The following is a 24,535-nucleotide window of genomic DNA, read 5'->3' on the forward strand; positions in this document are numbered from 1 at the left end:
GATTTAAAAAGTTAGTAGGTTAAGTGGGAAGTTAAGCAAAGAGCAAGAGCTCTTTACTTAACTTCAATTTTTTTAACGTTTTCTTTTTCTTCAACTTTTGGAATTGTTAGATGTAAAACACCATCTTCAACTTTTGCTTCTATTTTTTCAGCATCTGCATCATTTGGAAGTGTAAATCTTCTTTCAAACTTACCAAAGAAGCTTTCAGTTCTTATATAACCTTTATCTTTTTCCTCTTTTTTAAATTTTCTCTCACCAGAAATTGATAAAACATTGTCTTTTACTTCTACTTTAATATCCTCTTTTTTAACACCAGGAAGATCAACTTCTACATAATAAGCTTTTTCATCCTCTTTTTCATTAACTGCTGGAGCCCAAACTGTCTCTTTTGTAGGTGCTGGAACTGCTGCTCTTTCTAAATCAAGCATACTAGAGATTCTTTTTTCAATATCTCTTAACTCTTTGAATGGATCAATCATTGGTAACATAGTCACCTCCTTTTTATAATTTAGTCAATGTAATTATATCAAGTTTAGTCTATTATTGTCAAGTTTATTATATTTTATAAACTTAATTATTCTTCTATAACTCTGCCTATCTTTTTGTATAGATTCCAATAATATTCAACAAACATTGCAACTTTTTTATCTTTTGATGTATAAAAATTTCCTTTTTTAATCACAAATCTATCCAAAAAATCTTTTGGGTCTCTTTTTTCAAGATAAAAATCTCTTACAAGTTCTTTATAAACTGAAAAATACCACTCTTTTAAATCTTCATATTTTGATTTTGTAATATTAACTTTTAATTTTTTATCAAATTCAAAAATTTTAGTATCAAAAAGAGCTTGAAGATGCAAAAGCGCTTCAATATAATATGGCAACACCTCCGGTGTCTCTCTCCAAGATATAAGTGAAACTGCTCTTTGAATATTATCTTGAAGAACATATTCCCATAAATCTTCCTCTTCAAACATAAAAAATGATATAAGTCCCCCTGTTGTTGCTTTAAACTCTTCAACATTTTTAAATTGTCCGGATCTATTCATCAAAGCTTCACTATTTTCATCCATCCAAAGAATATGTCCATATTCATGACCAATAGTTGTAATATCATATACTTTATGCCAAATATCTTCATTTTTCAAAATCTGCCTAAATTTTTTTGTTAACTCTTTACCAAATACCTCTTTTGTTATTTTCATTGGAGGTTTGGATTTTTGGCTCTCATATATCATATCAGCATATGCAAAAATCTTTTTTCCACACTCCTTTGAGACTTTTTCATCATTTGGTACAACTTGTGCGCTAAACAGCCCATTAAATTCAGCTCCATACCAAAATAGTGGCCTTCCAATATAAAGCTGAACACGATTTAAATTTTCAAGACTATTTTTAAAAATAGATTCATTTTGCTTATCTGTATCAAGATAGAGTTTTTTAAAAGCAGCCTCTATATAGTTTTTTCTTTTATTTGTTTTAAATTTTGGATTTATAATTCTTATATCCCACTCTAACGCTACCGCTTTTCTATAATGATCCTCATAATATTCAAGAGGATGACCTATCTGTATAGGAGAGGTTATCTTCATCCAAGCTCTATCAACTTCAGCCCATTTAGGGATAAGTTTATCTGGGTCTTTTTCCAAAAAGGCTTCTTTCATTTTTATTAAATAATCTACCCATTCATCTTCCAATCCAAAAATTTCATCTTTTAATTTTTTAAGCTCATATATAAATTCATCTATTCTTTTAACTACATTTTTAACCTCATCTTCAAAAGCCTCTGCATAAGAGAGTCTTTCAAACTTGCCATTATTGATTCTCAAAACAGAATAAGATCTATCACCAATTTCACCCTCATGTCCCATATCCAATAGATTTTTTTCATTTAAAAGTTCAAATATTTTTTCTTCATCTCCATTAAAAAGTCTATAAAGCTCTCTATTAACTCCATTTACAATTTGAGCCATCCAAGAAGATTGCCAAGAGCTCATCTCTTTACCAACTTGATGGGTATGATAAATTATAGCTCTATAAAATTTTGTTAAAAGATTTTCTTTTTCTATTTTTTCTATAATTTTCTCAAATCTTTTTATATAAAAATCTGCTACCCAAAGATAGGCTTTCTCTTTAGCTTTTATAATATCTTCCTCATCAAATCCACTATCTTTCATAACAATAGTTAAACTATCTTCTCTTAAATTTACTATTCTATAAACAGCAGCTAATCTTGATTGATTATCTATAGGAAGATTTAAAAGGGTTAAAAACTCATCAATAACTATTTCAAGATCGATAAGTTTTGTATCAATTATGCTTTTTTTCGTATCAAAAATATCATAAAATCTCTCTAACTCTTTTTGCTCATTTTCTACTATTTCATACAGTTTTTGTAAATCTTTATAAAACTTTTCTTTCAAATTATTTCCTTTTTGTTTTACATTAGTCATTAGTCACTGGTCATTAGGAATTGATTTTTCCTTCAGCCTTCAACCTTCAACCTTATATCTTCTCCACTATACAACTATACCCCTATTCCACTTTTACTAATGACCTTTAAAATCATCTTTGCAAGCTTCAAAGCTTTTGCTCTATGTGAAATTTTAGATTTTATCTCATTATCAAGCTCTCCAAGAGTTTTATCAAAGCCTTTTGGTATAAACATTGGATCATATCCAAAACCTTTATCCCCTCTTGCTTCATCTATTACATATCCATGCATCCAGCCATGAACAACAAATTCTCCAACTTTTGAAACAATAGCAACAGCTGCGGTATAGTAGGCTTTTGTCTTTTTTATATCTCTTTTTTTAAGCTCATTTATAAGTTTATATAGATTATCTTTATCTGTAGCATTAGCTCCAGCATATCTTGCGCTATAAATTCCTGGCTCATTATTTAAAGCTGGAACACTTATACCACTATCATCAGATATAACAATTGCATTCGGATATTTATCTTTTATTTTTTCATATATTGTTCTTGCTTTTATTAGAGCATTCTCTTTAAATGTTTTTCCATTTTCTTCAATTTCTAAATTTCCCAAAATATCTTTATATGGGATAATATTTTTAATATTCAAAATCTCTTTTATCTCTTTAATCTTTCCTTTATTTGAAGTGGCTAAAATAACTTTCATTTTTTTGCCTTTTATTTGAAAATTAGTCGTAAAATAACAAAGGATACATCTAATAACTATTTATAGCTCATAGAAGGCAAAGATATTATAAGATTTGGATGAAAAATTTTTGAGGTTTAGCAATAGCTAAATTGATAAAATTTTTCGCCAAAGATTGTGCTATATTTGCCTTCTCTATGGGCTTTGTCAGCTTATCCATATGCTGTGTTGCAGCTTCTTGACTATGCTTTACATAGCCTACGTAGCTGCGCCTTGCCTATGAACAAGCTGACAAAGCTATGAACTATAAATAGTCGTTAGAAGTATCCTAAAACGAAATTCTATCATAAAGGATTGTAATTGAAAGAGATTGCAAAAAAGGTTCTACCTTTAAGTCTAATTGTAGCTCTTAGATTTTTTGGTCTGTTTATAGTTTTGTCTGTTTTAAGTCAGTATGCACTTACACTAAAAGGAGGAACTGCATTTTTAGCTGGGGTTGCAGTAGGTGGATATGCTTTCACTCAAGCAATCTTACAGGTTCCTTTTGGTGTTTTAAGCGATAAAATAGGCAGAAAAAAAACCATCCTTATAGGACTTTTGCTATTTGCAATAGGTTCGGTTATATGTGCAGTTGCAGATAATATCTATATTTTACTTCTTGGAAGATTTTTACAAGGATCAGGCGCAATAGGAAGTGTTGTTACTGCAATGATTGCAGATTATGTTAGAGAAGATGAAAGAGCACATGCAATGGCTGTAATGGGTATGGTTATAGCTATGAGCTTTGCAGCGGCTATGATTATTGGACCTATCATTGGTGGTCTTTATAGTGTAAGTGCACTATTTTGGCTTACAGCTATTTTAGCTATTTTAGCTTTGACTATTTTATTTACCGCAGTTCCTGAACCACCAAAAATAGTTCACCACTACTCTGAAGAGGAAGCAAAAATAAAACAGGTTTTTAAAGATAAAGATTTAGTTAGAATGTATATTACTTTTCTATTTCACTCTTCTACTATGGCAATAGCATTTTTTATCATTCCAATTTTAATGAAACAAAAATTTAATATGGGAGCTGAGCATTACTGGAAAGTATATCTGCCAGCAGTAATATTTGGTATTTTATCCATGGGTCCAGCAGCAGTTTTTGGGGAAAAATATCATAAAGGAAAAGAGGTATTTATTGTATCTATCTTATTTATTGCAGCATCATTTGCATTAATGGGATTTAGCAGTTCATTTTTACTTTTTACAATAGGTGCAGTATTTTTCTTTATCGGTTTTAATATGTTTGAGCCACTTCTTCAAAGTTTTGTTAGTAAGTTTGCCAAAGTTCATCAAAAAGGAGCTGCTTTAGGAGTAGCAAATACTTTTGCTTATATAGGAATATTTTTAGGTGGTGCAATCGGTGGTATTTTGTATCAATATGGAAAAGAAGTAGCAGTTGCTATAGCTGTTTTAATTGTTTGTGTTTTTTGGATATATTGGATAGTAGGAATGAGAAATCCAGGAGTCAGAGCAAATCTTTTTTTAAATTTTGAAGAATATGATAAGGAAAAGCTACCTGGATTAAAAGTTATGGAAGGAGTTACAGATTTTTATGTAAATGAAACAGAAAAAATTATTGTTGTTAAATATGATAAAGAAAAACTTGATGAAAATGAAATAAAAGAGTTTTTGAAAAAGTAAAGTTAATTTGACATCAGGCATTAGACATTATTGAGATCTCTGAAAAATTACAAATTGAACGAAGGCTTTGAAATTTTAGCTTGAAAATTTTATGTTGGCCTTTAGGCCAAAAAAGTGCACTTACCCCTAAGGGCGCTTGCGTTTGCACTTTTTAATAAAATTTTTAAGCGTTAGTTAACTAAAAATTTCAACTCGCCTGAGTGAAATTTGGTAATTTTTCAGAACATTCAATTCCAAATTTCTAATATATCAATTATTTTTTACTCATTTTCTCAATTAATTTTCCCATAGTAGCCTCATCCATCATACCAAGATGATAACCTTTGTATGTACCATTTACATCGAAAAATAGTAAATAAGGAATTGATCCTCTCCAACCTGTGAGTTTAGATATATACTCTACAAACTCTTGATTTCCTTGCATATAATCAGCTATAGGAAAATTAACACCTCTATTTTGTATCATACTATAATCTTTTATATCAAGAGGTTCTTGAACATGAAGACCAATAATTTGAAGAGTGTTTTTATATTTTTTCTGAATTTTTCCAAGTATTGGCATTTCTGCTCTACAAGGAGGACAATTTTTTCCAAAAAAATCTAAAATTATTACCTTTTTTGGATACTCTTTTACCTTTATACCATCATCGTTTACTTCAATATGAATTTTTTCACCTTCCATTGTTGATAAAACAAAATTTTTTACATTTTGTGCGTAAGTTAGAGTAACTAAAAATATAGTTGCCAATAAAATTTTTTTAAACATTAAATCTCCTTTATTTTATTTGATAAGCCATACATCAACTTTTTCACCTATCTCTTTATTTTTCTCTTCAGGAGATGTAATTATTAATCCAACATCTCCCAACATATTGGTTAAAATAGCACTACTTCCTACCTTTTTACCTTTAAAATCTGCAAAATATTCTCCATCTTCAAGATATATATTGCAAACAGTAAACTCTGTTTTTTTACTTCTTTTTACAAAATTTTCTTTTAGAGTCGCTTTTACTATTTTTGGTTTATAAACACTTCCTTTCATCTTATATAAAACTGGAAGGGCATAAAGCATAAAAGTAACAGTGCTTGAATATGCAAATCCTGGAAGTGCAATAATAGCCTTATTTTCTTTTTTCGCAACCATAATATGTTGTCCTGGTTTTATAACTACCCCTTTAAAGGCTACATCAGCTCCAATTTCATCTTTTACAACATCTTTTACAAAATCATAATCACCAACACTTACTCCTCCAGTTGTAACAACAATATCTGCACTTTGTAATGCTTCTTTCATAGCTTGAATAATGCTTTTTTTATCATCTTTTACAGCTCCAAGCTCAATTACCTCTCCTCCATGCATTTTTACAAGAGCTTCCAAAGTATAATTGTTTGAACTTCTAATTTGAGCTCTATTTTCTCTTTCTTGTCCAATTTCTAAAACTTCGCTACCAGTAGCTAAAATAGCAACTTTTGGTTTTTGAAAAACTTTTGGCATAACAATATTCAAACTTGCCATAACTCCAATTTCAGCAAAGCTTATTTGAGAGCCTTTTTTTATTAAAATTTCACCCTTTTTGTAATTCTCACCAACCTCTCTAACACTAAAACCTTTGTCTACTGGCTCTTTTATAATAATCTCATTATCATTAACTTCTACATTTTCAATAGGAATAAGAGTATCTGCTCCTTCTGGCATTAGTGAACCAGTAAATGTTTTTATACACTTTCCCTCTTTGATTTTAACTTTTTTTTCACTTCCTGCAGGATTGTCACCTAAGATTTTTATTCTTTTTTTACTTTGGTCTTCATATCTAATAGCATATCCATCCATAGCAGCTGTTTCATACTCAGGAGAGTTTGAAGTTGCAACTATATCTTCAGCTAAAACTCTATCTAAAGTATCTGTTAAAAATAGTTTTTGAACTCCAACCTCTTTAAAACTTAGTGAGTTTAAAATTTTCATAGACTCTTCAAAACTAATCATTACTTTCCTTTATTTGACATTAGTCATTGGTCATTAGGGATTGGAAATTAGGAATTAGTATTGGTGTTAGTGTTAACTACTACTATCCACTATTACTAAATCCTTCTCCCTTCATCCTTATCTCTTCCACTATCGAGCTATACCCCAATTCCACTAATTTCTAATGTCTAATGACCAATGTCTAATATACCTGCCCCTTTTATCTTTTGGCTTCTATCTTTTGCATAAACTCTTTTTTTGTTAATAACATCATATTTCCAAATAGGAGCATTTGCTTTAAAATCTTCTACAAACTCATCAATTAATTCAAGTGCTACTCTTCTTTTCGGGCTAAAAACAGCAGCCATATAGCTTGAGGTATGAACAGGGACATCACCAATAGAGTGAGCCATTTTTAAAAAAGCACCTCTTTTTTGTGCCTTTTCTTGCCAATTATCAAACCAACTTTTCAGTATTGGCTTATAAACATCAAAACTTAAAGCTTCAATGTCATTTTCTTCTCTTACAGTTCCAACAAAAGTTATAAATGCACCAAAATTTTTATCTTCACCCCATCTTCTCCAGCTACTAAAAATAGCATCAACATCTAATGGTCCATCATATAACTCTATCATATTATCCTCCACAAACCGGCGGCAACAGCGATATTTTATCTCCATCTTTCAAATTCACATCTAAATCTTGTACAATTTTATCATTTACCGCAACAGCACACTCTTTTAGCCATTTTGAAACTTCTTCATCATTTTGCAATTTTTTTGCTACCTCTTTTAGATTTTTTGCTTCCACTTTTATAGGCTCTTTTTTTATAGGACCCAAAAATTCTATTGTAACCATTTTCACTCTCCAAAAAATTTGCTTTATTATATCAAAAGAGATTTAAAAAAATAGGTTAGTAGGTTAGAAAATGGCAATTGGTGTATTGGTTATTAGTTATTGGTAAAAATCATATCTATTATACCAATTACCAATAACTAATAACTAATGTCCAATGCCCAAAACGCATTATGCTATAATTTGCCCATGATTTTTGCCAAGATTGATTATATAAACCTTTTACCATTTTATGTTTTTTTAAAAAGATATCTTAAAAACCCTTCTGATAGAGCTGCACTTTTTCATAAAAAAGGAGTTCCTTCCAAAATAAATCAAGATTTCAAAAACAATAGAGTTGATGCAGCATTCATTTCAAGCATATACTCATATAATCAAAAATGTACAAACTTAGGCATAGTTGCAAAAAAAGAGGTATTAAGCGTTATAGTTTGCAATGGAAAAGAGAAAGATGATATTGAATCAAATACATCAAATGTATTGGCAAAAATTTTAAATTTAAAGGGCGAGGTTTTAATAGGTGATAAAGCTTTAAAAAGAAGAAAAATTGATAATTCATGTGTTGATTTAGCTAAAGAGTGGTATAAAAAATATAAACTCCCCTTTGTATTTGCAAGGCTTTGTTATAAAAAAAATCCAAAAATCAATAAAAAAATTGAAAAAAAATTTTTAAACTCTCACTTAAAAATCCCTCAATATATTTTAAAAAAGTATGTAAAAAGAAGCTCCCTTTCTCAAAAAGAGATACTTCACTATTTATCTTTAATAGAGTATAAAATTGATAAAAAAGCAGAAAAATCATTAAAAAAATTTATTTATCTTTCAAGAAGAGTTAAAACAAACTAAGATAAAATATATCTGATTCAAATATATTCAAAGGCTATTTATGAGGAAACTTTTTTTGCTATTTTTTTTTATAATTTCTATTTTATACTCAAAAGAGCCTATATCTCCAATTCCTCAAAATATTAAATATAATAAAGATAAAGCAATACTGGGAAAATATCTCTTTTTTGATCCAATTCTTTCAAAAGATAAAACTATAAGCTGTGCAAGCTGTCATGATTTTAATCATGGAGGGGCTGACCCAAGACCAGTCTCTATTGGTGTGGGAGGTAAAAAAGGCAAAGTTAACGCTCCAACTGTGTACAATTCATACTTTAATTTTAGGCAATTTTGGAATGGAAGAGCAAAAGATTTAAAAGATCAGGCAAATGGCCCTGTCCATGCTCCAAATGAGATGGCCATGAATCAAAAATTGATTGAAAAGAGATTGAATTCTAATCAATTTTATAAAAAGCTTTTTAAAAAAGTATATAAGACTGATAAAATTAAATATGAAATGGTTTTAGATGCAATTGCTGAATTTGAAAAAGCTTTGATTACTCCAAATTCAAAATTTGATAGATTTTTAAGGGGAGAGATAAAACTATCTCCTTTAGAAAAAAGGGGGTACCTGCTTTTTAAACAACTTGGATGCATAACATGCCATAATGGTATAAATATAGGTGGTAATTCTTTTCAAAAAATTGGGGCTATAAATCCATATCCTAAAAAACCAGTTGGTGATAGATATGAAATAACAAAAAAAGAGTTTGATAGATATAGATACAAAGTACCTAGTTTAAGAAACATTGTTTTAACTGCACCATACTTTCATGATGGAAGTGCAAAAACATTAGAAGAGGCGGTAGACAAAATGGCATATCACAATCTAGGATTTAAACTAAGCAAAGAAGAGAAAGAAGCAATAGTTGCTTTTTTAAATACCTTAACTGGAGAAAAACCAAAAATACTGAAAGAAAATAGATGAAAATTAAACCTAATAAAAAAATAGTTACTGCTTCATTTCTTGGAGTAATAGCTATTTTTCTTTTAGTATTTTTTGAAAATTTTACAAGAGATTATTTTATTAAAAATAATGAAGTTATGTTTAATCTTAATAATCTAAAAATGCAAGAAACCACTTTAGATTATGAGGTATTAGAGAGTTCATTTTTTTTATATAAAAATTTTGACAAAATTACAAATACTCAAAAAAAAATCGAAAATATCTTAAATAAACTACTTAATAATATAGAACTAAAAAATAATCACCCAGAAGTTTATGAAAAATTGCTTGATTATAAAAAAAGCATACAGCATAAAATAGAGTTAATAAATGATTTTGAAAGTATCAATTCAACAATAAAAAACTCAACTATGTATCTTTCAACTCTTATTAGTAAAATTCCAATAATTATAGATAACAAAAAATCTCAAAAATTTGAAAATTATGAAAAACTTGTAATCAATACAATATCGTCCATATTTTTAGCAAAAAATAGTTTTGATGAAGATTTTTTAAATGAGATTAAAAACAATTTTGAAAAACTAAAAAAATATAAATTTAAAGATGAAGAGATAAAAAATTTCCACTCTGTTTTTCTTTCACATTTAAATCTTTTCATTAAAAATTTCCCCTACTACACAAATTTTTTGCAAAATATATTAAATAGTGATTCAAAAATAAAACTTCAAGAAACAATAAAATCATTTCTATATTCAGCCAATAAAAAGTTAAAATTTTTAACAAATTTATATATTGCTCTCATTATCTTTTATATCGGCTCAATTATAGCTATTATATATTTGATTATGATTCTTGATAAAGAAAATATTATTTTAAAAAGAATGCAAAGAAAATTAGAGAGAATGGCAACAATTGATCCACTTACTGGATTATTAAATAGAAGAGTTTTAGATATTGATAAGAAAAAAATAAAAAATCCACTATTTTTAATAGTAAATATTGATGGATTTAAGCACTATAATGACTTTTATGGAATTAAAGCTGGAGATTTTATTTTAAAAGAGGTGGCAAAATCTCTAAAAAAGATTGTACCAAAAGATTTAAATCCAAAATTTTATAGAATAGGAGGAGATGATTTTGGAATTTTAATGGAAAAAGATCATTTAGATATAAAAGATCTTGCACTAAAAATTATTAACTATTTTAAAAATCATAAAATTATGTATGAAAATATCGATATTCATCTGTCTGTTAGCATTGGTATAACTTACGAAAGACCAATTATAGAAACAGCAGATATGGCACTAAAATATATAAAAAAAGATATTAGAAGATCATTTTTTATATATAACAAACATATTGGCTTTTATCAAAAAATTGAAGAAAATATAAAAAAAACAAAAATATTAAAAAATGCTTTGGAAAACAATGAAATTTATACATATTTTCAGCCTATTTTTGATCCATATAAAAATGAAATCATCAAATATGAAGTTCTTGCGAGAATAAAAAACGGAGATAAAATTGAGTCAATTTTTCCTTATTTAGATATTGCTAAAGAGACAAAGCTTTATGAAAATCTTACAAAAGTTATATTTGAAAAAAGTTTTGATTTTTTTAAAAATAAAGATTTGCCTTTTTCTTTGAATATATCGATGGAAGATATATCAAATCCATCACTGCTCAAATTTTTAGGAAATCTATTTAGCAAATATCCAGATATCGCAAAAAAAGTAACTTTTGAAATTTTGGAAAGTGCTGCTATTACTGATTATGATGCAGTTAGAGATTTTGTATCTATTGTAAAAAGCATGGGATCACAAATAGCAATAGATGATTTTGGAAGCGGTTTTTCAAATTTTGAGCATATTTTAAATTTAAATATAGACTATATCAAAATTGATGGGTCATTAATTAAAGATATTTCCAAAAATCCTCATGCAGAGCTTATTGTAAAAACAATAAAAAATTTTGCTGATGAAGCAAATATTAAAACAATAGCTGAGTTTGTTCATTCAAAAGAGGTTTTAGAGAAAGTAAAAGAGCTTGGTATAGATTATGCACAAGGATTTTACTTGGCTAAGCCTTGCCCAGAAATTAAGGATGAATTATGCAAGAAAAACTTTTAAGTACATGTAAAGAGATTCTCTCATCACAAGATTTAAAAATTTCAGATAAAATATTAAATGAACTTAATGAAAAAAAATATTTAGCATCATTTTACGAAAAAGATAATGAATTTTTCTTAAAAATATACTCTCAAAAACCTCTCATTCTTTCTGAAATTATTCCACTTTTACATGATATTGGATTTATAATAATTGATGAAGTCACTTACGATATTGATATTGACAACAAAAAAATTTTTATTATTAGATTTCTTTTAGATATCAAAGATAAAGAAAACCTAATAAAAGCAAAAGAAAATATTACTGAAATAATTGAAAAAGCCTTAAAGAAAGAGACTATTTTTAGATGCAAACTATACTCTTTAACATTAAAAGAAAATCTAAACTTAAAAGAGATAGTATTAATTAGAGCACTTATTAGATATGAAAATCAAATAGTTACTGAATTTAATGAAACAGCTATCACTAAAACGGTTTTAAAAAATCATTCTATTATAAAAGCACTTGTTGATCTATTTATTATTAAATTCGACCCAACAATTAAAAATAGAAAAAACAGAATAAAAAATAAAAAAGAAGAGATTGAAAATCTTTTAAAAGAGATAAGAAATATAAATGAAGATAAAATTATTAGAATATTATATAGAATTGTTGACCACTCTCTTAGAACAAACTTCTTTTTAAATAAAGAGACAATCAGTATAAAAATTGATACAAAATCTTTAGAAAATTATCTTCTTGGAATCCAGCCAGCAATAGAAATTTTTGTATACCATAATAAATTTAATGGTGTACATCTTAGAATGGGAAAAGTAAGTAGAGGTGGAATAAGATGGAGCGATAGATATGATGATTATAGAGAAGAGATAAAATCTCTTATGAGCACTCAAGAGGCAAAAAATGCAATCATCGTTCCATCTGGTGCAAAGGGTGGATTTGTTATTTATAAAGAAAAAAGCGAACTTAGTTTTGATGAATTTAAAAACTTCTATTCTTTATTCATAGACTCTTTATTAGACCTAATTGATAATAAAAAAGATAACAAAATTGTAAAGAATAGAAAAATTATATCTTATGATAAAGATGATTTCTATTTTGTTGTTGCTCCTGATAAAGGGACCTCATCTATGAGTGATGTTGCAAATGAAATCGCTATAAAAAGAGATTTTTGGCTAAAAGATGCATTTGCAAGTGGAGGAAGTAAAGGATATAACCATAAAGAGCTTGGAGTTACTGCAAAGGGAGCATGGAAAAGTGTTTCAAGATTTTTCATAGAAAAAAATATAGATATCTATAAAGATAGCATTACTGTTGTTGGAATTGGCTCAATGAGAGGGGATGTATTTGGAAATGGTATGCTCATAAATTCAAACATAAAGCTATTAGGAGCCATAAGTCATAATGAAATTTTTATAGATCCAGATCCAAATCCAAAAATTTCTTTTCAAGAGAGACTTCGATTATTTAAAAAAGGTGCACACTGGAGAGAGTATGATAAAAGTAAAATAAGCGAAGGTGGAGGGGTATTTTCAAGAGATGCAAAAAGTATAACCCTTACACCACAAATAAAAAAACTTTTAAATATAAATAAAAACGAATTAAATGGAGAAGAGTTAGCTAAAAAACTTCTTTGTTTAAAAGTAGATCTTTTATACAACGGTGGAGTTGGAACATATGTAAAATCAAGCGATGAAATCAATCTATATCTAAGTGATAAAGAGAATGAAGGTGTAAGAGTAAACGCAAATGAGTTAAAATGTTTTGCTGTATGTGAAGGTGGAAATTTAGGATTTACTCAAAAAGCAAGAATAGAGTATGCAAGAAATGGTGGAAAAATAAATCTTGATAGCATTGACAATTCAGCAGGTGTTGACACATCTGACCATGAAGTAAATCTCAAAATAGTTCTAAATAGCTTAAAAGATAAAAATATAATAGATGAAAATGAAAGAATAAATACACTAAAATCATTAACAGATAAAGTTTTAAACTCTGTTTACTGGACAAATTACCTTCAACCTCTTGCTATTACTCTTGATGAGAAAAGGTCAAAAGAGGATTTAGAGAAATTTATAAAAACTGTTGAGGTTTTAGAAAAAAATATAAAAATATTTAAAAGAAGAGACTTTTCTATACCAAAACCAACAGATTTTGAAACTATTCTAACAAAAGATGGAGCAATTGTTAGGCCAATACTTGGAATACTTCTTTCTTATTCTAAAATTTTTATAAAACAGATTTTATTAAAAAGTGATTTTTTAGATTCGGCTTTTGCTAGGCATTATCTATTTAAATATTTTCCAAAATCTTTTGTATCTGTATATGAAGATGAAATAGAAAACCATCCACTAAAAAGAGAGATAACTGCAACAGTTATAGCAAATAAAATAATAAATTTTGCTGGTAGCAGTTTTATCGTAGATTTTGAAAACCTAAAAGAAGAAAAATTTGTTAAAAAAATTGAATCATATCTTGTTATAAATCAGTTACTAAATGCAAATGATATTAGATTTGAATTATATAGAAGTGATTTAAAAATAGACTCAAATATTCAATATAAACTTCTTTTAGAATTAGAAAATTCTATAAATTTTAGTGTAAATTGGATGATAAAACATCAAAAAAATATTGATCCTATTTTTATTTTAGGATACAAACATGAATTAAATGAAATTTTAGAAAGAGGCAAAAAAAGAATAAAAATAAAAGAGTATATAAAAGACAATAAATCAATAAATCTTTTTTATTCATATTTAGAATATTTAAAATTCTTAGCTGCAGCAATCGAGATTAAAGAGAAAACTCCACACAGTTTTAAAGATGTTGCAAAACTTTTCTTTTTAATTATAGATTTTTTCAAAATCAATGAGATTCTTAATATTATTAATGAGTATAAACCTCTTTTGGAATATGAAAAAAAGGTAAAATTCCAGCTTGAACAGCTCTTGCAATTTTTTGTAGTAAAACTTGCAAAAAGAGTTTTAGTATATACAAGAGCTGATGAAAATATTGAAAATAGTTTTAAAAAATATCTATCTTCAGAGATAGAAAATTATGAAAATATTTTAAAAGAGATAAAAAACTTTTGCACTAAAAAACACCAAAATCTATATGTAATTACATATATTGTAAATTCTTTGTCTCTGCTTCTTATTTAAAGGAACTTTAAAAGTTTTCTAATAATTTTTCTACTCTATTAATTGTCTCATCTTTTCCTATTATTGCCATTATATCTGAAAGGTCTGGACCAGATAATTTTCCCACCAAAGCAACTCTTAAAGGCTGACCTATTTTTCCAAATCCTATATTTTTCTCTTTTACAACTTCTTCTATTATTTTATGAAAATCTACAGGTAAATGAGCATCAATTGATTTTAGCTTATCTAAAAAGAGATTTAGAATCTCTTTATATTCACCTTTTAAAGCTTTCTTTACCGCTTTTTCATCATACTCTTTTGGAGATTCTAAAATCTCTTTTGCCATATCGGCTAACTCTTTTATTGTTTTTGCTCGCTCTTTTAATGCATCAAGAAGTATCTCTTTTTTATCATGGCTTTCCAAAAATAGATCATAATCTTCTAATAATTTTATAAGTCTATCATTTGAACTATTTTTTATATAGTGAGAATTTAGCCAATCAAGTTTGCTTAGATTATATGCTGAAGCAGATTTATTTATATCTTTAGGATCAAAAAGCTCTAACATCTCCTCAAGAGTAAATATCTCTTGATCTTTATAACTCCATCCAAGCCTAACAAGAAAATTTAAAAGTGCCTCTGGAAGGTACCCCATTTTTTTATATTCCATCACATCCATTGCACCATCACGCTTACTAAGTTTTTTTCCTTGCTCATTTAAAATCATTGGAACATGATAAAATTTAGGCAATTTTAAACCCAAAGCCTCATAAACAATGATCTGTTTTGGTGTATTATAAAGATGATCATCTCCTCTAATAATATCTGTTACTCCCATTAAAGCATCATCAATTGCAACAACAAAATTGTATGTAGGTGTTCCATCACTTCTTGCAATAATAAAATCATCTAACTCTTCTGCTCTAATAGTTATAGTTCCTTTTATACCATCTTCAAATATGATATCTCCCTCAAGAGGAGCCTTTATCCTAACAACTGGCTTAACACCTTCAGGAGGTGTTCCTGTAAAGTCTCTATATCTTCTATCATATCTTGGTCTCTCACCCCTTTCTTGCTGCTCTTGTCTTAATTTGTCAAGTTCCTCTTTAGTCATATAGCAATAATATGCTTTTCCTTCATCTAAAAGCTTATTTATATATTTTTTATAAATATTAAATCTTTTTGATTGATATGCCACCTCTCCATCATAATCTAATCCAACCCAATCAAAAGCTTTTAAAATTGCTTCTGTTGCCTCTTGTGAATTTCTAGAAAGGTCTGTATCTTCAATTCTTAATATAAATTTTCCACCATTTTTTCTTGCCCAAAGCCAGTTAAAAAGTGCTGTTCTTAGTCCTCCTATATGTAAAAACCCTGTTGGACTTGGTGCGAATCTTGTTACAACCATTTTAACCCTTTAAATTTTTTTTTAATTTTAATCTATTCTTAGTTAAAAGCTGGTAAAATCTTGATTTAGTAATTAGAGATTTAAAAAAGGCATATTTATGAAAAAAATATTATTTATTTTAATATTTACTATACCAACTATTTTTGCTGGCTTAATTGATGGTATAGCAATTATCGTAAACAATGAACCAATAACTATGATAGAGATATTAAAAACTGCAAAGACTTTAAACATTAGCAAAAAAAAGGCAGCTGAGCTTTTAATTGATGAAAGACTTCAAGAGGCACAGATAAAAAAACTGGGAATTACTGTTGATGATTTTGAACTAGAAAATGAGATAGAAAAATTTGCACAAAAAAAAGGTCTTTCGTTATATGAATTTAAAGAGATACTAAAACAAAAAGGGATAAAGTGGGAAGAGTATAAAGATAGTTTTAAAAAACAGCTTCTAAAAAAGAAATTTTTTAAAAAAATTGCAGCAACAAAACTTACTCGTCCAGATGAAGAAGAGATAAAAGAGTATTATAAAAAACATTTAGAAGAGTTTTCTTTGCCAAAATATGTTGAAATAGTAAAATATATATCAAAAGATAAAGCATCTTTACAAAAAATTATGCAAAATCCTTTGATTTCCATTCCTGGTATACAAATAGGAGAAGAAAAAGTAGAATTTTCGCAAATAAATCCAAAAATTGCTTTTCTTTTAAAAGATACTAAAGAGGGAAGTTTTACTCCTATTATTCCATTTGGAAAACAGTTTCTAACTATATTTGTAAAAAAGAAAATAGATATTACCCCAATTCCATATGAGCAAGCTAAAAATATGGTTTTATCAAAAATGATTGAAGAAAAAAGAGAAAAAGCTATAAAAGAGTATTTAGCAAAATTAAAAGTAAGTGCAAAGATAAAGGTATTGAGACTACCATGAAATAAGTTGAGTAAGTTGAGTATGGTGAGTGAGAGCTAAGAGTTAAGAGCTAAGAATTTAGTCATAATTATACTTTTAAACTTAATTCTTAACACTTAGCTCTTAACGCTAAATACCGATTACTGCATTCCAACTCACCTTACTCAACTTACTTACTCACTCTACTCAACTAAATACAAAGGAGAAAAATGTTACCAATAATTGCGACAAAAGATGATTTTTCAAAATATGTTGAAGAGATAAAAAGTAGTGAAATTTATAAAGAGCCATTAGGTTTTGGTATAGCAAGGGTTGATAGAGGACAAAAAAACCCAGATAAAATTTTACAGGCAGTCTATCCAGTAATAAACTGGAAAGAAAATTATGGCTCTGCAGCAATATTTTTAAAAGCTCTTGATGAGTGTGGACTTGGTTTTGATAAAAACTCAAGTGAAGCTGTATTTGATGTTACAAGAGATTTTGTTGATAACTGTTTGAATGCATTTGCACCTTTTTTAAGTGAAGCAAAGGGAGATAGTCATAAAAATGTTCAAATAATTAAAATGCTTGATTCTCTAATTGATTATGAATGCGATAAATTTAAAATTGTATTCATTTTTGAAGATGAAGCTCCAAAAACAGTTGAATCTGTTTATCTAAAACTATATGCACTCTCTACAGGTAAAGCACCTCTTAGAGGAGTAAATCTAAATGGAGCTTTTGGAATACTTTCAAATGTGGCTTGGAGCGGCAACACTCCAATTGAGCTTGATTGGCTTAGAGAAAATGAGATTGAACTAAAAATGAATGGTGAATATCCAGTAATTGACTCTGTTGATAAATTTCCAAGATTTTTACAACATATAATTCCTGCAGATAACACAAGAATACTTGATAGCTCTAAAGTAAGATTTGGTGCACAACTTGCTGCTGGAACTACAGTAATGCCAGGAGCTAGCTATATAAATTTCAATGCTGGAACTCTTGGTCCTGTAATGGTTGAAGGAAGAATTAGTTCAAGTGCAGTTGTTGGAAAAGGAAGCGATATTGGAGGCGGAGCAAGTATTTTAGGTGTTCTTAGTGGAACAAGTGGCAATCCAATAAGCATAGGAGAAAACTGTCTTCTTGGAGCAAATTCAGTAACTGGTATTCCCCTTGGTGACGGATGTATTGTTGATGCTGGAATAGCAGTATTAGAAGGAACAAAATTTTTCATGAGTGAAAAATCTTTTGAAGAGATTAAAGAAGCAAATCCTGAGTGGAAAGCTGAATATAAAGAGATTTTTAAAGGAAGAGAACTTGCTGGTTTAAATGGTCTTCATTTTAGACAAGATAGCACTACTGGACAAATGAAAGTTTTTAGAAGTAATAAAGAGGTTAAATTAAACGAAGAACTTCATTAAATAAGTGAGGAAGTTTTCCTCACTTTAAAAATTTCTCATCAATATATTTTGTATCGTAATTATTTGATATAAAATCTGGATTATCCATCAATTTTTTGTGAAAATCTATAGTTGTTTTAATACCTGTAACTTCAAATTCTTTTAAACATCTTTTCATTTTAGCTATAGCTTTTTCTCTATTTTCTCCCCAAACTATAAGTTTTGCTATCATTGAATCATAATACGGAGGCACGATATATCCAGCATATACATGGGTATCCATTCTTACATCTTTTCCACCAGGTTGAATCCAACTTTTTATTTTTCCTGGGCTTGGTATAAATCTATTTGGATCTTCAGCATTTATTCTACACTCAATTGCATGCCCTTTTAACTCAATATCTTCTTGAGAAAAAAGCTTTTCTCCCTGAGCAACTCTTATCATCCACTCAATAATATCAACTCCACTTACCATTTCACTAACAGGATGTTCTACTTGAAGCCTTGTATTCATCTCCATGAAATAAAAGTTCTTATCTGCGTCAACTAAAAACTCAATAGTTCCGGCCCCTTCATACTTAATAGCTTTTGCAGCTTTTACTGCAGTTTGCAATAGATTTTCTCTTGTTTTTTCATCAAGCAGTACTGCTGGAGATTCTTCAAGCATTTTTTGATGACGCCTTTGAAGTGAACAGTCTCTTTCTCCTAAATGAATAACATTTCCATGAGAATCGCCAATTAGCTGCACTTCAATATGCCTTGGGTTTTTGATAAATTTTTCCATATAAATAGTTCCATCACCAAAGGCACTTATTGCTTCACTCTCAGCTGCTAAAAAGGCATTTTCTATATAACTTTCATCTTCAACTACTCTCATACCTTTTCCACCACCGCCAGCAGCAGCTTTTAAAATGATTGGATAGCCTATCTCTTTTGCTTTTTTCTTTGCATCTTCAATATCTTTAATTGCACCCTCGCTTCCAGGAATCACTGGAACACCAGCTTTTCTCATAACCTCTTTAGCTTTGCTTTTATCGCTCATAAGCTGCATAACTTCTAAAGATGGTCCTATAAATTTAATATCATGAAGATTACATATCTCTACAAACTGTTGATTTTCACTTAAAAAACCATATCCTGGAAAAATTGCATCGCATCCACTTATTTCTGCTGCACTTATAATTGCAGGAATATTAAGATAACTATCACTGCTTTTTTCTGGGCCTATGCAGATTGCAGCATCAGCAAGTTTTAAATAATGTGCATCTTTATCTGCACTAGAGTAAACAGCAATTGCCTCTTTACCCATCTCTTTAATTGTTCTTATAGCTCTAAGTGCGATCTCTCCTCTATTTGCAATCAATATTTTCTTTATCATTTAGAGCCTCTCAACCAAAAATAGTGGCATATCATATTCTACTGGCTGTCCATCCTCAACTAAAATCTCCAAAATTTTACAATCAAACTCAGCCTCTATCTCATTAAATATTTTCATAGCTTCAATTATTCCTATAGTTTGCCCTTTGCTTACTCTATCTCCAACCTTTACAAAAGGAGGAGAGTCTGGACTTGGTGCTCTATAAAATGTTCCAACCATTGGAGAAGTAATATATTCGCCTTTTTTAGGTGCTTCAGCTTTTTCTTCTTTAGAAACCTCAGTTGTAACAGATGGTGCAACAGGTGCTGAAGGAGTTTGTGTTGGTGCCTGTGTTACTTGCACTGATGGCTGCAAAGCTGTTTCAAAACCTTTTTGCAAAGATATTTCAAAATCTTTATCTTTAACTTTTAGTTTGTTTAGCCCACTTTTATCAAAAATCCTTATTATTTCTTTTATCTCTTTAAAATCCATTGCTAATCCTTAGTTTGAAAGTTTATAATTGGAAATTAGGAATTGGAAATTGGGAATTAGTTAATATAGTTGAAAAACAAATTAGATAAATTCCGATCATCTAATCACTTGAGTATTTTAATTTAACCAAATTCCAAATTCCCAATTCCTAATTACACTAATTTTAATTTGCTATAATATCATAAATTTTATAAATATATATTTTAATTTGAAGGGTTCCAATGGGATTAAAAGCAGATTGTTGGATTAGAGAAAAAGCACTAAAAGAGAAAATGATTGAGCCTTTTTGCGAGGAACAAATAGGAAAAGGCGTAGTTAGTTACGGACTTAGTAGTTATGGATATGACATAAGAGTAAGTGATGAGTTCAAAATTTTTACAAATGTTAATGCAGAAGTTGTTGATCCAAAACATTTTGATGAGAGAAATGTTGTAGATTTTAAAGGAGATGTCTGTATAGTTCCTCCAAACTCTTTTGCATTAGCTAGAACGGTAGAATATTTTAGAATTCCAAGAAATGTTTTGGCAATATGTTTAGGAAAAAGTACTTATGCAAGATGTGGAATTATTGTAAATGTTACTCCATTTGAGCCAGAATTTGAAGGTCATATTACAATTGAGATATCAAACACAACTCCACTTCCAGCAAAAATTTATGCAAATGAAGGAATTGCACAGGTTCTTTTTTTAGAAGGTGATGAAGATTGTGAAATAAGCTATAAAGATAAAAAAGGAAAATATCAAAAACAAAGAGGAATAACTCTTCCAAAAATATTATAAAAATCTTCTCTCAAACCATAGTAAAAATGCCAATACAAGCCAAAAGTGACGAGAAAATCTGTTTCTTTTGGCATTTTTTATCAAAAATTTAAGCTGTTCTTCTTTAAAAAATCTCACTTCTTTATTTATTTTTTCTATTTTTAAAATATATTGGCTATTTTTGAGCCACTCCATATGTGGATATGAAAAGCCTCTCTTTTTTCTTTCAATAATCTCTTTTGGTATATATTTAGCTGCAATTTTTTTTAGAATATATTTTGGCTCTTTATCTCTTTTTTTTGAAAATGCAGCATATAATAATCTTTTATCAAGAAGAGGCGTTCTTGCTTCAATTGTATTTGCCATACTTACCATATCTAACTTTTTAAGATAAAGAGATTCAAGTCTTACTTTTAAATCCAAAAAGGTAAAAAAATCAACCTCTTTTTCAAAATTGCTATTTCTCCACTCATCAAGATGTCCCTTTATACATAATAGCGACTCATTATCTTTAACATTTTGTTTTAAAAAGAGATTTTTTTGTAGGTCTGTAAAAACTTCACAACTTGAGCGAAAAATCACCTCATCATTAAAAACCCTTTTATACCACTCCCACTCCTTATTTGGACTAAAGTTGCTTTTAAAATAGTTTTTTAGCCAATTTTTATATTTTAAATTTTTAGCTCTATATAGATCCAAAAACTCAAAATATTGGCGATATCCTAAGAAAATTTCATCTCCCCCTTCTCCACTTAAAACAACTCTAAATCCATCTTTTTTAATCTGTTTAAATAAAAAATATAGAGGTAAACTTGCGCTATCCCCAATAGGCTCATCAAAATGATCTATTAAAAAATCAAAACTTTCAAAAAAATCATCTTTTGTAAAAATAAACTCTTTATGCTCACTTTTTATATGATTAGCAACAATTTTTGCATATTTTAATTCGCTATATTTTTCCTCTTTATATCCAATAGAATAGGTAGTGAGTTTTTTTTGCTCTTGTTTAGCTAATGCACTAACTAAAGAACTATCAACTCCTCCACTAAGAAGTGAAGCAACTTCAAAATCTCCTTGCAATCTTTTTCTTATTGAATCTATTAAAATTTTTTCGATATCGCCATTTTCTTTTTTTAAAAGAGTATCAAATCTATCTATCTCATATGAAAAATTTTCAATATCAAATTTTAAAATCTCTCCTGAATTAATCTTATAGATATCTTTATAAAAAGTTGAGCGATTAGGAATGGAGCCAAATGATAGATAGCAGCTTAGAGCATTTTTATTAAATTCTGCCTTTTTTATATAGTGCAAAATTGCTTTTATCTCTAAAGCAAAAATAAAAATTTCACTATTTTTATAAAAATAGAGTGGTTTTTTCCCAAAAATATCTTTTGCAAGATATAGATTTTTTTTATCATAAATCCCAAAAGAGAACATTCCTTCTAATTTTTCAAAATTTGGATAAGCTTTAATAATAGCTTCAGTATCACTTAATACATCAAAATCTTTATAGTTATATATCTCACCATTAAAAACTAAAACTTTATTATCTTTTATTAAAGGCTGATTTACATCTTTATTTAAAATATATAATCTATTATGACCAAGAAAGATATTTTTATCTTTATAAAATCCTTGAAAATCTTTTCCTCTATGAATTAAAAGATTTAAAGACTCTTTTGCTCTTTTTTCATCATACCTTCCAACAACTCCTAAAAAGCCACACATTATTTAAGAGCACCTTAAATCCATTTTTTTCTCTTTAGCCATCTATAAATTAAAAACCCAATTATTAAATTTATACCCCAAATATAAAAATATCCATATTTCCAGTTAAGTTCAGGCATATATTTAAAATTCATCCCATAATTTCCAACAATAAATGTTAATGGTAAAAATATCAAAGATATTGCAGCAAGTCTTTGCATTGCCTGATTCATCCTATTTGATAAAAAACCCATCAAAAGATTTTGCAGATAGCCTGTTCTTTCAAGATATGATTTAGATTCGTTTATTAAAAAGGAGAGATGCTCTTTTAAATCGATAAATTCAAATTTTAACTTTTTTCTTATCGCAGTTGGATAGTGATTATATATCTTATTTATAATATCATTTTCAAGTACGCTTTGTTTTGCTATTCTATTTAAACTTCTTCTTGCAAAATATAATCTTTTTTGAATCTCATCTTCATCTACCTCTTTATCAAAAATATTATCTTCAATCTCTTCGAGTTTATCATCTATAAAATCAACTATTCCCATAGTATTATCTATCAAAATATCCATAATTATATATGTTAAATACTCTATAGAGTCAGTTGCTTTGTATCTTCTATAAAATCTTCCAACCATCTTTTTTGTTACATCTTCATATTCTGAAAGGAAAATTAGCTTCTCTTTTGTAATAATCAAAACTATGTTTGTATCTTCAAAAAGAAGTTCATCCTCTTTTGAAGGCTTGAAAAATTTTAAAATAATTAACTTAAATCCTTCATTCTCTTCATAAGCAACACTTTGGTCTTCACTTTTAATATCTTCAATGAAACTCTCATGAAAACCATTTTCTAACAGCCAATCTAAAATATTTTTATTTTTAGTTGTAGTAAATACTATCTGCTTTTTTCCAACTTCTAAACTTATCTCATCTTCACCTTTTTTATAAAGTTTATCAGCAAAAACATACATCGTTTTCCTTTTATTAAAATATACAACCTCTATATCTATATTTTTCAAATATTTTCAAAACATCATCATCAATATCTTCTTTAAGAGGTAAAATCAATACTGCTTTATATAACTCTTCACACGTTGGCAAAGATTTACTTTTAAAAAGAGTAATTTTATATAAAGGTTTAAATCTAACTTTAACATCAATTTTTTTATTTAAAAGCTCTTGATAAATATCCTCTTTTGGACAATATAAAGAGGGCTTTAATAATATTGGATAACTTTTCTTTAATGTTTTATTACCTATATTTAATATATCAAAATAGGGACTGTTTTGAAATTTTTCATTAAAATATTTAACCATTTCATTTGAATTTTTAATCTGTTCATCTAAATTTTCTACATCACAAGGTTTTGCAATATCTTTTATTCCTAAAGAAATTACATCAAAATTCCAAAGTTTTGCTTTTTTTATTCCGCCATTTAAAAAAAGCTTAGTTTTTTCAAAAATCTCTTTATCGAAAAATTCAGCCTTTATGCAGTTTTTATATTTTTTTACAAATACTTTTGCCTCACCTATATTTTCTCCAAAATTTTGAAAAACAATATCAGATTTTGGTATGAAAGTCTCAAAAAAATTATGAATAATATCTGCACTGCTTGAAAAATCAAATTTTGAATCTACATATTCTATATCAATATTTAAAATTTTTGCTATATTTGCAAAAAATGTAGGAGAAATAGGATTTAATTTTATCTTTTTATATCCAAAGGCATGCAATAATGCCATATACAAAATCTGGATATTTTTAGAGTATAAAACCATAAATCTTCCTTACATATATTATATATCAATAACCGATATCATTATATTAAA

The 24,535-nt window shown here is 28.2% G+C and carries 21 protein-coding genes; 8 read left to right on the top strand and 13 right to left on the bottom strand.

The features are described 5' to 3' along the window. Nucleotides 1-53: 53 nt before the first annotated feature. The 3 genes from QML81_RS02295 to rdgB form a co-directional block, all read right to left on the bottom strand. Nucleotides 54-488 (bottom strand): Hsp20/alpha crystallin family protein, encoded by a 435-nt coding sequence (locus QML81_RS02295; protein ID WP_281951578.1) that lies wholly within the window; start codon nucleotides 486-488, stop codon nucleotides 54-56. 86 nt (nucleotides 489-574) lie between these two features. After that, on the bottom strand, nucleotides 575-2,422 hold the full coding sequence (gene ciaB / locus QML81_RS02300; protein WP_281951579.1) for an invasion protein CiaB: 1,848 nt from the start codon (nucleotides 2,420-2,422) through the stop codon (nucleotides 575-577). A gap of 104 nt (nucleotides 2,423-2,526) precedes the next feature. Further along, complete coding sequence (rdgB, locus tag QML81_RS02305; protein WP_281951580.1) at nucleotides 2,527-3,141, bottom strand: RdgB/HAM1 family non-canonical purine NTP pyrophosphatase; 615 nt, start codon at nucleotides 3,139-3,141, stop codon at nucleotides 2,527-2,529. A 348-nt stretch (nucleotides 3,142-3,489) separates the two neighbouring features. On the opposite strand from rdgB, the gene QML81_RS02310 reads away from it, so the two are divergent. Then, nucleotides 3,490-4,809 carry an MFS transporter gene (locus QML81_RS02310; protein WP_345741153.1) on the top strand — a complete coding sequence of 440 codons (1,320 nt, stop codon included), beginning with the start codon at nucleotides 3,490-3,492 and terminating at the stop codon, nucleotides 4,807-4,809. A 253-nt stretch (nucleotides 4,810-5,062) separates the two neighbouring features. Here QML81_RS02310 and QML81_RS02315 read toward each other — a convergent pair whose 3' ends face one another. From QML81_RS02315 to QML81_RS02330, 4 genes are all read right to left on the bottom strand, one after another. Continuing rightward, nucleotides 5,063-5,575: a TlpA family protein disulfide reductase gene (locus QML81_RS02315; RefSeq protein ID WP_281951582.1), complete on the bottom strand. Its 513-nt coding sequence runs from the start codon at nucleotides 5,573-5,575 to the stop codon at nucleotides 5,063-5,065. A 15-nt stretch (nucleotides 5,576-5,590) separates the two neighbouring features. Then, a complete protein-coding gene (locus QML81_RS02320) occupies nucleotides 5,591-6,793 on the bottom strand; it encodes a molybdopterin molybdotransferase MoeA (protein WP_281951583.1) in 1,203 nt (400 codons plus the stop codon). 167 nt (nucleotides 6,794-6,960) lie between these two features. Continuing rightward, a complete protein-coding gene (locus QML81_RS02325; RefSeq protein ID WP_281951584.1) occupies nucleotides 6,961-7,407 on the bottom strand; it encodes a molybdopterin synthase catalytic subunit in 447 nt (148 codons plus the stop codon). A gap of 1 nt (nucleotide 7,408) precedes the next feature. Then, nucleotides 7,409-7,630 carry a MoaD/ThiS family protein gene (locus tag QML81_RS02330; RefSeq protein ID WP_281951585.1) on the bottom strand — a complete coding sequence of 74 codons (222 nt, stop codon included), beginning with the start codon at nucleotides 7,628-7,630 and terminating at the stop codon, nucleotides 7,409-7,411. Nucleotides 7,631-7,816: 186 nt separating this feature from the next. On the opposite strand from QML81_RS02330, the gene QML81_RS02335 reads away from it, so the two are divergent. From QML81_RS02335 to QML81_RS02350, 4 genes are read left to right on the top strand one after another with little or no spacing between them, the layout of a single operon-like run. Then, the gene (locus QML81_RS02335) at nucleotides 7,817-8,473 is read left to right on the top strand and encodes an MqnA/MqnD/SBP family protein (RefSeq protein ID WP_281951586.1); all 657 of its coding nucleotides are present in this window, start codon (nucleotides 7,817-7,819) and stop codon (nucleotides 8,471-8,473) included. 40 nt (nucleotides 8,474-8,513) lie between these two features. After that, nucleotides 8,514-9,440, top strand: a complete 927-nt coding sequence (locus tag QML81_RS02340; protein WP_281951587.1) for a cytochrome-c peroxidase — start codon at nucleotides 8,514-8,516, stop codon at nucleotides 9,438-9,440. Continuing rightward, nucleotides 9,437-11,548, top strand: coding sequence for an EAL domain-containing protein (locus tag QML81_RS02345; RefSeq protein WP_281951588.1), 2,112 nt, complete (start codon nucleotides 9,437-9,439; stop codon nucleotides 11,546-11,548). The genes QML81_RS02340 and QML81_RS02345 overlap by 4 nt, the downstream gene beginning before the upstream one ends. Then, nucleotides 11,530-14,706, top strand: coding sequence for an NAD-glutamate dehydrogenase domain-containing protein (locus QML81_RS02350; RefSeq protein ID WP_281951589.1), 3,177 nt, complete (start codon nucleotides 11,530-11,532; stop codon nucleotides 14,704-14,706). The genes QML81_RS02345 and QML81_RS02350 overlap by 19 nt, the downstream gene beginning before the upstream one ends. A 7-nt stretch (nucleotides 14,707-14,713) precedes the next feature. On the opposite strand, the gene gltX is transcribed toward QML81_RS02350, so the two are convergent. Then, nucleotides 14,714-16,093: a glutamate--tRNA ligase gene (gltX, locus tag QML81_RS02355; RefSeq protein ID WP_281951590.1), complete on the bottom strand. Its 1,380-nt coding sequence runs from the start codon at nucleotides 16,091-16,093 to the stop codon at nucleotides 14,714-14,716. A gap of 97 nt (nucleotides 16,094-16,190) precedes the next feature. On the opposite strand from gltX, the gene QML81_RS02360 reads away from it, so the two are divergent. Further along, nucleotides 16,191-17,021: a peptidylprolyl isomerase gene (locus tag QML81_RS02360; RefSeq protein WP_281951591.1), complete on the top strand. Its 831-nt coding sequence runs from the start codon at nucleotides 16,191-16,193 to the stop codon at nucleotides 17,019-17,021. A gap of 188 nt (nucleotides 17,022-17,209) precedes the next feature. Continuing rightward, nucleotides 17,210-18,403, top strand: coding sequence for a tetrahydrodipicolinate N-succinyltransferase N-terminal domain-containing protein (locus tag QML81_RS02365; RefSeq protein ID WP_281951592.1), 1,194 nt, complete (start codon nucleotides 17,210-17,212; stop codon nucleotides 18,401-18,403). A 19-nt stretch (nucleotides 18,404-18,422) separates the two neighbouring features. On the opposite strand, the gene QML81_RS02370 is transcribed toward QML81_RS02365, so the two are convergent. Then, nucleotides 18,423-19,760: an acetyl-CoA carboxylase biotin carboxylase subunit gene (locus QML81_RS02370; protein ID WP_281951593.1), complete on the bottom strand. Its 1,338-nt coding sequence runs from the start codon at nucleotides 19,758-19,760 to the stop codon at nucleotides 18,423-18,425. Next, nucleotides 19,761-20,231, bottom strand: coding sequence for an acetyl-CoA carboxylase biotin carboxyl carrier protein (gene accB / locus QML81_RS02375; RefSeq protein WP_281951594.1), 471 nt, complete (start codon nucleotides 20,229-20,231; stop codon nucleotides 19,761-19,763). 221 nt (nucleotides 20,232-20,452) lie between these two features. On the opposite strand from accB, the gene dcd reads away from it, so the two are divergent. Beyond that, nucleotides 20,453-21,010 (top strand): dCTP deaminase, encoded by a 558-nt coding sequence (dcd, locus tag QML81_RS02380; protein ID WP_281951595.1) that lies wholly within the window; start codon nucleotides 20,453-20,455, stop codon nucleotides 21,008-21,010. On the opposite strand, the gene asnB is transcribed toward dcd, so the two are convergent. From asnB to QML81_RS02395, 3 genes are read right to left on the bottom strand one after another with little or no spacing between them, the layout of a single operon-like run. Beyond that, nucleotides 21,005-22,720: an asparagine synthase (glutamine-hydrolyzing) gene (gene asnB / locus QML81_RS02385; protein ID WP_281951596.1), complete on the bottom strand. Its 1,716-nt coding sequence runs from the start codon at nucleotides 22,718-22,720 to the stop codon at nucleotides 21,005-21,007. The genes dcd and asnB overlap by 6 nt on opposite strands. A gap of 14 nt (nucleotides 22,721-22,734) precedes the next feature. After that, a complete protein-coding gene (locus QML81_RS02390) occupies nucleotides 22,735-23,676 on the bottom strand; it encodes a magnesium transporter CorA family protein (protein WP_281951597.1) in 942 nt (313 codons plus the stop codon). Between the two features lie 13 nt (nucleotides 23,677-23,689). Then, nucleotides 23,690-24,484, bottom strand: a complete 795-nt coding sequence (locus QML81_RS02395) for a DegT/DnrJ/EryC1/StrS family aminotransferase (RefSeq protein WP_281951598.1) — start codon at nucleotides 24,482-24,484, stop codon at nucleotides 23,690-23,692. Nucleotides 24,485-24,535 lie beyond the last annotated feature (51 nt).

It is taken from the genome of Nitrosophilus kaiyonis (assembly GCF_027943725.1).
Classification (GTDB): Bacteria; Campylobacterota; Campylobacteria; order Campylobacterales; family Nitratiruptoraceae; genus Nitrosophilus_A; species Nitrosophilus_A kaiyonis.